The following is an 11,770-nucleotide window of genomic DNA, read 5'->3' on the forward strand; positions in this document are numbered from 1 at the left end:
ATTCCCCCAATATATCTCATTACCGTAATTAAAATCGAATGAGCTACTAAACCGAAAGTTTCAAACTCATGAGGAAAGGGGAAATTTATACTAGATTGAAAAGACGGAAAGGTGTCGTGGTGTAATGAGAAAGTTTGATGTGATAGTAATTGGTACAGGACCGAGCGGCTCAAGAATAGCAGCAGGATGCAGTAAACAGGGCTTAGAAGTAGCGGCTGTTGATTCTCGAGGTTATGGTGGTACATGCCCATTGAGAGGATGTATACCAAAGAAAGTATTGACTGATGCAGCAGAAATTGTCCAACAATCCGAACAGCTACAAGGAAAAGGTATAGAACGAACAAGTAATATCGACTGGAAGGATCTCATGCAATTTAAGCGTTCATTTACTGAACCTGTCCCTGAAAAACAGGAGTCTGACATGCAAGACGCAGGTGTGGAGACATTTCATGGAGTAGCAACATTTGTAAACGACCAAGAAATAAAAATTGGAAAAGAAACATTGTTTGGTAAAAATATCGTAGTTGCTACAGGTGCGAAACCTATGCCATTACCAATAGAAGGGGAGGAGCTCCTTACAACAAGTGATGAATTTTTAGAGTTGGGCAACTTACCTCCACGCATACTTTTTATAGGCGGTGGGTATATTTCTTTTGAGTTAGCCCATGTGGCTGCAAAAGCGGGTAGTGATGTGCATATTCTTCAACGTGGAGAACACCCACTAAAGCAATTTGACCAGGATATGGTGCAACAATTAGTAGAAGCAATGGAGGAAGCAGGTGTCTCTATACATTTGAATACCGAAGTAAAAGAAATTAAACAAGAGGGGGACCAATACCAGGTTGTCACTAAAATGAATGGCAAGGAAGAAATAATGACAGGAGATATGGTTGTGCATGGAGGTGGACGTATACCTGAATTGGATGATCTGAAGCTTGAACATGGAAACGTGGAATATGGCAAAGGCGGTATTACCGTGAATAAATATTTACAAAGCACAACTAATTCACACATATATGCTGCAGGGGATGCTGCTGATACAGAAGGGGCTCCCTTGACTCCAGTTGCAGGTATAGAGGCAAAAGCGGTGATTGAAAATATTGTTCATGGAAACCAAAGTGAAGTGGACTATACCGGGGTTCCTTCCGTAGTCTTTACCATGCCAAAGGTAGCGAAAGCAGGTATTACAGAGGAAGAAGCAAAGAAGATGGATTATAATATTGAATCCAAATTTACAGATATGAAAGACTGGTTTACCTATGCACATAAAAATGAAGCAAGAGCAGCTGTAAAAATTATTACAGATAAAAAAACCGGTCAATTGCTGGGAGCTCATATGATAAGCAGTAAGGCAGATGAGTTAATTAACTTTTTCGCAATGGCTATCCAGTTGAAGCTTCGTACAGAAGATGTCAAAAAGCTAACTCTAGTTTTCCCAACTGCAGTATCAGACATTCCAGCGATGCTATAAGTCCTTTAAATTAGTATGCGCAAGTGCCTTTACTTTTCTATCCTGCATGTACCATATAAAAAGTGTACAGTGAATAAAAAAGGAATAATCCTCGAATCCTAAGGAAGATGAGAAAGGAGGCAGGTACGATGGGTGGAAAACCTAAAGGACCAAAGCAGCAAGAACGACCAAAATTACCACAAAGCCCCCAGCAACCATATGGAGAGCCTTTAAGTGGATCAAAGAAGGTAAAACAGTCAAATCATACGAGGCAAAAACATAATCCAGGTCATGATATGTAAACAAAAAAAGCTGTTCCCAAATAGTAAAAGCTATTGGGGCAGTTTTTTCTTTGCTTAACATACTTTTCACTACAATATGTAATTAAATACAAGATAAATATGATTAAATTCCCTAAATATAGGTACGTGTCTTATACAAGTCATAGCCATTTGCCATAGGTTATTAGTGAACCTATTAGAGGAAAGGGGATTTAAAATGAGACATCATAAAAGACCGCATTGCGGTTGCCCAAAACAAGTAGTATATCCGACCAAGCATAATTGTGTAAACAACTATTCAGAAAGTGAAGTTGATCACATCTATCCTTCACATACGACAATCATGAATCATCATACGGTTAAAAATAAACACATTTACCCACATTCCACTTCTGTACAAAATACGTCAAATAGTGTGGATGTGTATGGAGGTTCCTTTAATGTACCGGCTCCAGGTCAAGTAGCGGGAGCAATGTCCCCAGGTATGGGACCAGGTGCAGCACCAGGCCAAGTAGCGGGAACAATGTCCCCAGGTATGGGGCCGGGAGCAGCACCAGGCCAAGTAGCAGGAGCAATGTCTCCAGGTATGGGGCCAGGTTATGCGCATGGTCATCAAGGTATGCATGGGTCACATCATTGGAAGAAACCGAATAAATGGTGTTAATGTAGATCATAGGCTGGCATATGCCGGCCTGTTTTTTTATTGCTTGGAACCATATAAATTTTAAATTTGAAGCCTGCTGGATTAGCTGGGAACAGCTTTAACGCTACCCCTCAAAGTCTTACGTAATAACTCTACATGGATCTAAGAGGTATGCTTCTGCACTGCGTTCGCCGCAAAGCTACATAAAGCAATTTCAAAGAATACTTCAAGAGATAATTGAAATTAGTTGCTTCGTCATTACAATTTCTAGCTTGAACTTATCAGGTGTAAACAAGGCTCTTACGCTTTTGTTCCGCACGTTATGGCGATAGAAGGAGAATATTAAATGAAAATAATAACTGTGACTGGCTATAAGCCGATGGAATTAAGCATATTTAAGGAAAATGATCAACGAATTGAGTTTATTAAAGCAGCAATTGAAAAACGGTTAATTGGCTTTATAGAAGAGGGATTGGAATGGGTAATCATTTCAGGACAGATGGGGGTGGAATTATGGGCAGCTGAAGTAGTTATGGATCTGAAAGAAAGATATAATATTAATTTAGGGATATTCCCGCCATTCGAAAATCAAGAAAATCGTTGGCCAGAGCATTTACAGGAAAAGTATCAGGAACTTACGTTGGTTGCCGACTTTTATAAACCAATCTACCAAGGGGATTATAAGGGCGCTTTTCAATTTAAAGCAAAGAATATGTGGCTTGCTGATAAGAGTGATGGCTGCCTTTTACTAATGGATGATGAATTTCCAGGGAGTAATCGATTTTTCCATCAGGCAGCTAAAGAAGTGAAGAAGGATTATCCGATCTATGTGATAACTCCTGCTGATTTGGATGATGTTGTAGAGGAACTTCGTATGCAAAATCCAGATTATTGGTCTGGATAATCGGACAAGCCTATAGATTACACTATCCTCACTCCTTGCATAGAATGATAAAGAACGATGGAGTAAGGAGGGATAGCTTTGTATCCTACGTATATATGGCCGGGCAGACAAAATGGCGAGAGTATGAATCGATCGATAGTAGTAACGGGAAATGGGGAAGTAGTTGTTGAGCCGAACATGGCTGTGTTTCAGCTATCGGTAATAACAGAGAGTGAATCACTAAGCCAAGCACAACAAAAAAATTCAGAAATAATGTCAAAAGTTATTCAAGCCTTAGTCGAGGCAGGTATTCCAAACGAGCAAATTCAAACCATATCGTACACTGTTGAGCCAAGGTATGATTATGTAGAAGGTAAGCAAATCTTTAGAGGCTATGAAGTAATTAATACAATTAGTGTAAAAAATAAGCAACTTGAACAAACCGGCTATTTAATTGACTTAGCTGTTCAGAATGGTGTGAACCGTGTCAGCAACGTTCAGTTTCAAGTGGAAGACTCCGAGAAGTTTGAGAAGCAGGCATTAAGTATCGCCCTAGAAGATGCAGTAGCTAAAGCTGGCGTATTGGCTAGGACAATGAATACTAACATTTCACCTATACCTGTAAAAATAAAGGAATGGAGAAATGAAGGACCAGTTCTATATAAAACTATGGCGGTCAGTCAGGTTCAAACACCAATAGAGCCAGGGCAGATTGTTATTCAGGCAGCTCTGGAAGCCACCTTTCACTATTAATGAATTAATATATGTTTGAGCAAACCAAGTTGATGTCGAACCAATGATAACAGCCCATAGCCGCATAAATCCATAACCGGAGGCATATAGGCTTTTAGTCGAGACAGCAACGGCTGCACCCGAGACACCGAGCCTTCTATCCGCGACAGCAGCGGCTGCACCCGAGACACTAGCCCTCCACCCGCGACAGCAGCGACCGCACCCGAGACACCAATCCTATTCTCCGAGACAGCAACGAAGTACCCTCGACAATCACTATCTCAACAGAGACTAAATTTACTGCAAGTCTTAAAGTGTTCCCAGATCTTCTCCTCTTGATTTTGTATGAATTAGTTTAAATTCATACAAATCTTCAAAAAAGGAAGTTAACTACATAGATTCAGTTAACTTCCCCCATTCACTCAATGGTCACTTCTTTTAGTAAGGAGTAATCTCACCAAAACCCGATCATCCATCGTTAAACAGAACGCTTGAGTTTTCTTATATTTACCATAGATAATCAAAGATTTCTTCTTTAAATAAGTTTGTATCAATTGCACAGGCATCCGCTTCAATTCCGTATTGCCATCCGTAAAGCATGCTATTTTCAGGACCTTGGGGATTATATTCAGGAGCGTTTTCTTTTGTGGTTATTCCCACTTGAGGAAAAGCGGTCCACACAATCATATTTTCTTGTACTTTTTTCTCTGTAGCTTTATATGCTGTCAGAAGATCACTTTCTTCATCAAATACGCCATACACCCCGGGGGAATAGGGAGAATTAGTTATCGTGTCGTACCAGCCCTCAAGAAAAGCGGTATCCACTGGAAAACTCGGCTCAATATCTACAATAAGGACAACATCATCGGGTATCTCTAAGTTTTTTGCTATTTCAATTGCTCTATTGGCATGATCTATTCCTGCTTCCTGTCCGGTAGCATCTGTTACAGCATTATAAATTGCAAGAATGTCTACATCTTTTTGATGTAATAATTCTGCCTCAGCTTTATCAATACCAACGGAAACACCCTCGATATCTCCAAGGTACCTTCCCCATACACTTGGTTCTCCAAAATTTTCTGCTACACATTGATACATATTTTCGTCTACCTTACTGGCTGAATCTACTCCCCAAAAAATTTCATTACCTTCATTGCCTGATGTCTGTTCATCATCATTAGCAGTATCATCATTCTGCTTACCTGCATTCAAAATGAAAAGTGCTGATACGGCTAGCACAGTCAGCGAGCCCAAAAATACGAGCAAGTCAAACTTCTTCAACTTCTCCACCTCCCATTATTGCAGTATATGGGAGAATGGAATTACTTGTTTGGACGATAAGCAGATGGAAAAAGTCTGACCTAGAGAACGGACAGACTAGAAGAGGTGTTTTTTCAGTTCTTTACTACTTGAAATAATGGCAGTAATCAATAATGCGATCGCCGCCCCGATAAACAATGCAAAGCCAATGATGCCGATTCCCTCAAGATCATCGATAATAAATGCGATTATTATCAATATCATACTAATGAAAATAACTGAAATAGGAATGAGATATGCCAGTGGTGATTTTGACCGACCAAAAAACCAATTTAAACTAGTAAGAAGGATAAAGGTTAGTGGCGCAATTATAAAAAATACTGTCATTTTTTGAGCTCCTTTAATAATGATTACGGATTATAACTACATTATAAGCCAAGTTCGTAAGATAACATATGAAAAACCTTTTACAAATAAGGGAAATAAAGTTTTACATAATACTCCCGCTATAAAGGAAAATTCTGATATTATAGTTGTAAATGGGGGAGACGAAATGAAATTTCTAATTAGAAAAATGAAGCAGGATGATATTTTAGAAGTACAACATGTTGCTGAAACAAGCTGGCATGCAACATATGATGGAATTATACCGAGGAACATTCAAGATAACTTTTTAAAACATGCATACAGTGAAGAAATGCTCCAACAACGAATCGAAATATCAACAATTATTGTTGCTGAAGTAGGCGGGAAAGTAGTTGGCTTTGCTAATTTCTCTTCTGTTTCTAACGAAGGAGTAGCAGAGCTGGGTGCAATTTATTTACTCCCTGAATATCAAGGTGATTCCATTGGCACAGCCCTTCTTAAAAAGGGAATAACCTATTTACCTGAGGTGAAAAAGATCTTTATTAATGTAGAAAAAGATAATGAAATAGGTAAGAAATTTTACAAAGCAAAAGGGTTTGAAATGATCTCTACCTTCGATGAGAATTTTGATGGCCATATTTTGAAAACTATTCGCATGGAATTAACAGTTTAAAGGAGCAGGGTAATGACGTATTATGGCAGGCCGAAAACTGGGTTTCTACTCATTTTAATACTAGTCACTTTGATTCTAATTGATATAAGTTCATATTTTCTTATTGGTACGGTGCTTCTATTTGCTGCTAGTTTATGTCGCATGCAGTTAATATTGGACACAGAAATCTTTTATAGATTAACACTATTTAATTTTCTTATTAGAGAAGTAACGATTTCTCCAAAAGAAATGAAGGAGATACAATTTAAGCGTGTTGGTTGGAAGAAGAGAGGGGCTGCAATATTACGAGAAAAGGGGTTTCCTATCCATATTAATAACTATAACTCGCAGAAAGTATTTGATGATTTACATAATTATGCTGGTAGATATTCTATCCCTGTAACCAGTACAAAAGAATACGATCATTTAATAGAAAGGAAAGCAAGCAATGGAAATTAAAAGAATAAAAGATCTGGAAGATGCCCCAATGAATTTGTTGCTTCTTGCAGATCCTTCCTTAAAACTGGTAGAGGATTATCTTGCTAGAGGGGAATGTTACGTTGCATTTGAAGGTGAATCTATAGTAGGTGTATATGTTCTTCTTCCAAGAGGACTTCGTTTTATTGAACTGGTTAACATTGCTGTTAAGGAAAATATGCAAGGAAAAGGCATCGGTAGAAAAATGATTTTACATGCCATTGAAAATTCAAAAGAAAAAGGTTATGACGTGATCCAAATTGGTACTGGGAATTCCAGCATTGGACAACTTGCATTGTATCAGAAATGTGGTTTTCGCATTATCGGTGTTAGAAAGGATTATTTTACTGATCATTATGATGAAGAAATTATTGAAAATGGTATCAGGTGTAGAGATATGCTTCGTCTAGAAAAAAACTTGGAGAAAGAAGGCTAATGAATGAAACGAATTGGACTTCTTGGAGGTATGAGTTGGGAATCGACTTCTGAATATTATCGGTTAATTAACCAAGGAATACAGCGACAGCTTGGTGGGTTGCACTCAGCTGAATGCATTTTGAATAGTGTTAACTTCGCTGAGATAGAGAGATATCAATCGTTAAATGAATGGGAGAAAGCAGCGGAGGTTTTGGGTGATGCTGCAGCCAGATTAGAAATGGCTGGTGCTGCCTTTATTGTCATTTGCTCAAACACCATGCATAAGATCGCTCAAGATATAGAAAAATTTATCAGTATTCCTATTTTACATATTGCCGAAGCAACTGTTACCCGAATAAAACAGCAGGAGATAAAAAATATAGGCTTATTAGGAACTGCATATACAATGGAGCAGGACTTTTATAAGGGCACATTACGATCACACGGTATGAATGTAATGATACCAGGTCAAACAGAACGTAAAAAAATAAATCAAATTATATTTGAACAGCTCTGTCTCGGCCGACTGCTCCCAGAGTCACGTGCTTTTTTTCATGAGGTAATTAAAAAGTTAATAGAGCAAGGTGCAGAAGGTATTATATTAGGTTGTACAGAAATTAGGCTTTTGGTGAAACAAGAAGATGTTGCTCTGCCTTTATTTGATACGACAAACATTCATGCCATGGAAGCTGTGAAAATTTCATTAGGGGAAGAGGCGACGAAGATTGAATGAAAAGCTGTTAAGAGTGGGAACAATCTACTTACCTGTGCGTCACCTTGAAGAGGCAGCGCCGTGGTATGTCGAAAAGTTAGGGGCTAAAATAAATTATCAGGATAAAGAAAAGGCTATTCTAGAGCTTGCTGATCAAAGTTTTTTTCTCGTAAAAGCAAAGGAAGGAGAAACAGCCAATTTTAATGCAGCTAATGGAAAAGAATGTTTTTCTCTTACCTTCGAGGTAGATGGTTTAGAAGAATTAAAAATCCTACATAAAGATTTAAAACAAAAAGCTGTACAGGTTGGAGATATAGAAGACAGAGGGCATGCAGGAAGGAACTTTGTATTTACCGATCTGGATGGTAATAAGTTTGATGTTTGGAGTGAGTTAAGTCCTACCTTCAAACAAAGGATGAAGGAGCAATAATATGTTGCATAAAATGAAATTAAATGAACGCCCTTTTACTGATATGAAATCAGGCAAAAAGACAATTGAAGTTCGCTTAAATGATCCTAAAAGACAGGAATTATCTATAGGGGATAGGATTGAGTTTAGGAAACTGCCTGAGTTGAAAGAAAAGATAGTAGTTCAAGTGATTAGTCTGGAGACTTTTGCTACGTTCGAAGCGATGTATTTAGCGATACCAACTCAACACTTTGGGGATGAAGGTGGTTCTTTAAGTGAAATGGTGGAAGCTACTTATGAAATCTATTCCCTGAGTCAGGAAGAGAAATGGGGAACACTTGCAATCGGGGTGAAATTAATAAAAGAAAGGTGAATTTCGTATGGAGAGGAGTTCTAGTCGTAAATCGAAGATCTCTATTCGTCCTTATGAGCCAAAGGACTTTGATTCTATTAATCAACTCAACAAGTTAGAAGAGTGGGGCAATCTTGTAGCAAATTCGGATGAATTAGAAAAAGCCTGGTCTCATTCAAATGTGACTTATATTGCTGAACTGGATGGTGAAATAGTTGGCTATGTACGCGGGTTGACAGATGAATATATAACTCTTTTTATTTGTGAACTATTAATAAAAAAGGAACACAGGGGAAAAGGGATGGGTAAGGAATTATTAAATTATGTCCACCAATTATATCCGAAAACAAGAATGGAATTGTTGGCAAGCAGCACTTCCCGCACGTTCTATGAACAAAAACAATTTCGCCCTTTTTATGGTTATAGAAAAACAATTTCGGAATAGGGAAGGGTAACATCCCTCTGGTTGAGACAAAATACCGAGACAACAGCGTGCGCACCCGAGACAGCAGCCCGCCCATCCGAGACAACAGCAAGCTCATTCGAGACAGCAGGGCGCCCATCCGAGACAACAGGGCGCCCATCCGAGACAACAGCGTGCGCACCCGAGACAGCAGCCCGCCCATCCGAGACAACAGCAAGCTCATTCGAGACAACATCGCGCCAATCCGAGACAGCCGCATGCCTGTCCGAGACACGTATAATGCAACCTGTCCCTTTTCAATGAACTACTAACAAATCAGGAGGTCATTTATGATATTTCGTATTTTGCAGAAAGCGATGAAGATGAATGTGAAAGCAACGATATTTATAGGTTTACTCATCTTTGTTCTACTTTCCGCCAAAGCAATTCAGGTAATAGAACCACAAACATTTACCAGCTATTTCTCTGCCCTGTGGTGGGTTATGACGAGTGTAACCACGGTAGGATATGGGGATATTTCTCCTGTGACAGCAGGTGGGCAACTGTTTGCTATGGTAATTGTATACATTGTCGGTATAGGCATAATGGGGGTAGCTGTAGGTTATGTCGTGGATGTGTATGTAGAATTTAAAAATAAGAAGGAGAGTGGGAAATTGGCTTTTAAAGGAAAAGATCATTTTGTCATTATTAATTACACAAGACGTTCCAAGGAAACCATACAAGAATTACTAAATATGCATGAAGATAAACAAATCGTTCTTATAGATGAAGATATAGAAAAAGTTCCCTTTGTCCACGAGCATGTACATTTTGTTCATGGGGAGCCTGCAGATATACATACACTTGAAAAAGCAAATATAGCTCATTCCACTTCTGTTATGATTTTTTCTTCAGATGGTGTTCCAAATGCTTCTTTTGCAGATGGCCAAACTTTGCTCGTCGCTACTTCCGTTGAAGACTATTCTCGGAAAATAAACAAATCCATTTACACGATTGTAGAGGTGACTAGCGAAAAGCATATTGCAAGTTTTGTTCACGGCGGGGTGGATGAATTTATTACACCTAACCAAACAAGTGCCAGATTGATAGCCAAAAGTGGAACATATAAAGGAATAAGCGAGGTTTTCAGACAGTTGACCTCTTCTAATTATGGGGAAGATATTTTTACGATTACTCCTCAGCCTTCATGGGAGACATTTGGCGATGCGTGTCATTCTTTGCATAAAATGGGAGCAACGTTATTGTCTGTAGATAATAACTTAGATATCGCTGCTAAATCTTCTGAAAAGCTTCCACGGCAAGCAAAACTGTTAATTGTTTGTAAGAGTGAGATCTATGAACAAATAAAGAAATCAAGCTAATAACCATGAAGGAAAAGGTGTGAGCTGATGAGGGTGGTCTTGGACTTAATACGAATTATTGTTATTTTTACGCTTGGTGGAGGAATCGCCTGGTACATATTAGGGCAAGTATATACAAATAATGGTATTGAACAAAAGGATCAATGGTATGGGATCGTTGGTATTTATATTTTGTTATTTGTTTACTATCGAAATAGACTGCAATTCACTGGTTGGTATAAAGGTAAAAGAAGCAATAAGTTGTCTAAAGCAAGTACATGGTATTTAATAATTATTGCGGTACTGTGTATAGGAGCCCCTTTTTTATTTTCATAATAAGCCCTTAAAGATTTATTAACGGAAGTAATGTCTAGCTTGTACGGACAGTTGCGCTTTTCTCAAGTAGATTGTTTAATGTTGTCTAGTTAAAGGGAATATATAAATAACTCAAGAATGAATTGGAGGAACAATGAATGGGACGCTTAATCAAAAGACTAATTAGATACGGGCCAGTCATCTATCCGATCGTTAGAAAGTTTCTTAACAAACGAAAAAATAGTAAAAATTATAATCGGACCTAATAATAGGCAAAATGAAATCGGCATTAGGCTGTTTCATTTTGCCTTTTTATATTGGTCGATGGTCTATGATCACCAAGGCACTGAAAAGGGGGATTTATAGCTAAAGTGTATTTTTCCCAACAGTTATTTTGCAGAAATACACCAAATGTACATAAAAAAATACCTTTATTATGAAACTTTTTTGTCTATTCTCCAAACTACTAAAGGAAAATGCTTGGTAAATAGCGAATATAATAGATTAGAAAATAGGAGGATTTGACGATGCTGATTAAACGATTGAAGCCTGCAGATGCAGCAAGCTATTGGAATTTAAGATTGGAAGCTTTGAAGAGACATCCAGAAGCATTCTTAACTAGTTATGAAGAGGCAGTTCAGCGAGAAAACCCATTGCAAGGCGTTGCTGCCAATCTGGAAAAGGAAGAGAATTACACATTTGGAGCGTTTGAGAATGGAAGTCTCATTGGAATGGTAACTTTATTAATTGAAACAAGAGAGAAAATAAAGCACAAAGCAAATCTGTTTGCAATGTATGTCTCCACGGAAGAACGCGGCAAGGGTATAGGAAGAGCCCTTCTGCAAGAGGCAATAGAAAAGGCACAAGCATTAAGAGAAATTGAACAAATTATCCTTAGTGTAGTAAAAACAAATACGAGGGCAAGTCGCCTTTATCAAAATATGGGTTTTCGTTCTTTTGGAACAGAGACCAAGGCACTTAAGTTGGAAGATGTGTACTATGATGAAGAATATATGGTATTGTTCATCTAGTAAGTTTTGTATTTTAGCTGATTGAC

Annotated in this window: 17 protein-coding genes; 15 read left to right on the plus strand and 2 right to left on the minus strand. The window is 38.3% G+C overall.

Annotation, left to right across the window (positions count from 1 at the left end; translation table 11 throughout):
• Positions 1 to 124 precede the first annotated feature (124 nt).
• The 5 genes from X953_RS04035 to X953_RS04055 all read left to right on the plus strand — a co-directional run bounded on the left by X953_RS04035 (position 125) and on the right by X953_RS04055 (position 4,010).
• Entirely contained in the window at positions 125 to 1,471 is a 1,347-nt protein-coding gene (locus tag X953_RS04035) for an NAD(P)/FAD-dependent oxidoreductase (RefSeq protein WP_040954462.1), read from the plus strand.
• Positions 1,472 to 1,599: 128 nt separating this feature from the next.
• A complete protein-coding gene (locus X953_RS04040) occupies positions 1,600 to 1,752 on the plus strand; it encodes a small acid-soluble spore protein P (protein WP_040954463.1) in 153 nt (50 codons plus the stop codon).
• A 196-nt stretch (positions 1,753 to 1,948) separates the two neighbouring features.
• Positions 1,949 to 2,395: a spore coat protein gene (locus X953_RS04045; protein WP_040954464.1), complete on the plus strand. Its 447-nt coding sequence runs from the start codon at positions 1,949 to 1,951 to the stop codon at positions 2,393 to 2,395.
• A 325-nt stretch (positions 2,396 to 2,720) separates the two neighbouring features.
• Complete coding sequence (locus tag X953_RS04050) at positions 2,721 to 3,278, plus strand: SLOG family protein (RefSeq protein WP_040954465.1); 558 nt, start codon at positions 2,721 to 2,723, stop codon at positions 3,276 to 3,278.
• Between the two features lie 78 nt (positions 3,279 to 3,356).
• Positions 3,357 to 4,010: an SIMPL domain-containing protein gene (locus X953_RS04055; RefSeq protein ID WP_052350033.1), complete on the plus strand. Its 654-nt coding sequence runs from the start codon at positions 3,357 to 3,359 to the stop codon at positions 4,008 to 4,010.
• A 486-nt stretch (positions 4,011 to 4,496) separates the two neighbouring features.
• On the opposite strand, the gene X953_RS04060 is transcribed toward X953_RS04055, so the two are convergent.
• Entirely contained in the window at positions 4,497 to 5,270 is a 774-nt protein-coding gene (locus X953_RS04060) for a glycoside hydrolase domain-containing protein (protein ID WP_040954466.1), read from the minus strand.
• 96 nt (positions 5,271 to 5,366) lie between these two features.
• Entirely contained in the window at positions 5,367 to 5,636 is a 270-nt protein-coding gene (locus tag X953_RS04065; protein WP_040954467.1) for a hypothetical protein, read from the minus strand.
• A gap of 166 nt (positions 5,637 to 5,802) precedes the next feature.
• On the opposite strand from X953_RS04065, the gene X953_RS04070 reads away from it, so the two are divergent.
• The 10 genes from X953_RS04070 (at position 5,803) to X953_RS04115 (ending at position 11,744) form a co-directional block, all read left to right on the plus strand.
• Positions 5,803 to 6,288 (plus strand): GNAT family N-acetyltransferase, encoded by a 486-nt coding sequence (locus X953_RS04070; protein WP_040956942.1) that lies wholly within the window; start codon positions 5,803 to 5,805, stop codon positions 6,286 to 6,288.
• Between the two features lie 12 nt (positions 6,289 to 6,300).
• Positions 6,301 to 6,726 carry a hypothetical protein gene (locus X953_RS04075; protein WP_040954468.1) on the plus strand — a complete coding sequence of 142 codons (426 nt, stop codon included), beginning with the start codon at positions 6,301 to 6,303 and terminating at the stop codon, positions 6,724 to 6,726.
• Complete coding sequence (locus X953_RS04080; protein ID WP_040954469.1) at positions 6,716 to 7,180, plus strand: N-acetyltransferase; 465 nt, start codon at positions 6,716 to 6,718, stop codon at positions 7,178 to 7,180. Before X953_RS04075 ends, X953_RS04080 begins: the two co-directional genes overlap by 11 nt.
• A 3-nt stretch (positions 7,181 to 7,183) precedes the next feature.
• Positions 7,184 to 7,894 carry an aspartate/glutamate racemase family protein gene (locus X953_RS04085; protein WP_040954470.1) on the plus strand — a complete coding sequence of 237 codons (711 nt, stop codon included), beginning with the start codon at positions 7,184 to 7,186 and terminating at the stop codon, positions 7,892 to 7,894.
• Complete coding sequence (locus tag X953_RS04090) at positions 7,887 to 8,303, plus strand: VOC family protein (protein ID WP_040954471.1); 417 nt, start codon at positions 7,887 to 7,889, stop codon at positions 8,301 to 8,303. The genes X953_RS04085 and X953_RS04090 overlap by 8 nt, the downstream gene beginning before the upstream one ends.
• Position 8,304: 1 nt before the next feature.
• Positions 8,305 to 8,655 carry an ASCH domain-containing protein gene (locus X953_RS04095; protein WP_040954472.1) on the plus strand — a complete coding sequence of 117 codons (351 nt, stop codon included), beginning with the start codon at positions 8,305 to 8,307 and terminating at the stop codon, positions 8,653 to 8,655.
• A 7-nt stretch (positions 8,656 to 8,662) separates the two neighbouring features.
• Positions 8,663 to 9,079, plus strand: a complete 417-nt coding sequence (locus X953_RS04100) for a GNAT family N-acetyltransferase (RefSeq protein WP_040954473.1) — start codon at positions 8,663 to 8,665, stop codon at positions 9,077 to 9,079.
• 308 nt (positions 9,080 to 9,387) lie between these two features.
• Positions 9,388 to 10,419 carry a TrkA family potassium uptake protein gene (locus X953_RS04105; RefSeq protein ID WP_040954474.1) on the plus strand — a complete coding sequence of 344 codons (1,032 nt, stop codon included), beginning with the start codon at positions 9,388 to 9,390 and terminating at the stop codon, positions 10,417 to 10,419.
• 39 nt (positions 10,420 to 10,458) lie between these two features.
• A complete protein-coding gene (locus X953_RS04110; protein ID WP_369792723.1) occupies positions 10,459 to 10,734 on the plus strand; it encodes a hypothetical protein in 276 nt (91 codons plus the stop codon).
• 509 nt (positions 10,735 to 11,243) lie between these two features.
• Entirely contained in the window at positions 11,244 to 11,744 is a 501-nt protein-coding gene (locus X953_RS04115; RefSeq protein ID WP_040956943.1) for a GNAT family N-acetyltransferase, read from the plus strand.
• Positions 11,745 to 11,770 lie beyond the last annotated feature (26 nt).

This window comes from Virgibacillus sp. SK37, from assembly GCF_000725285.1.
In the GTDB taxonomy this organism is placed as follows: domain Bacteria; phylum Bacillota; class Bacilli; order Bacillales; family Amphibacillaceae; genus Virgibacillus_Q.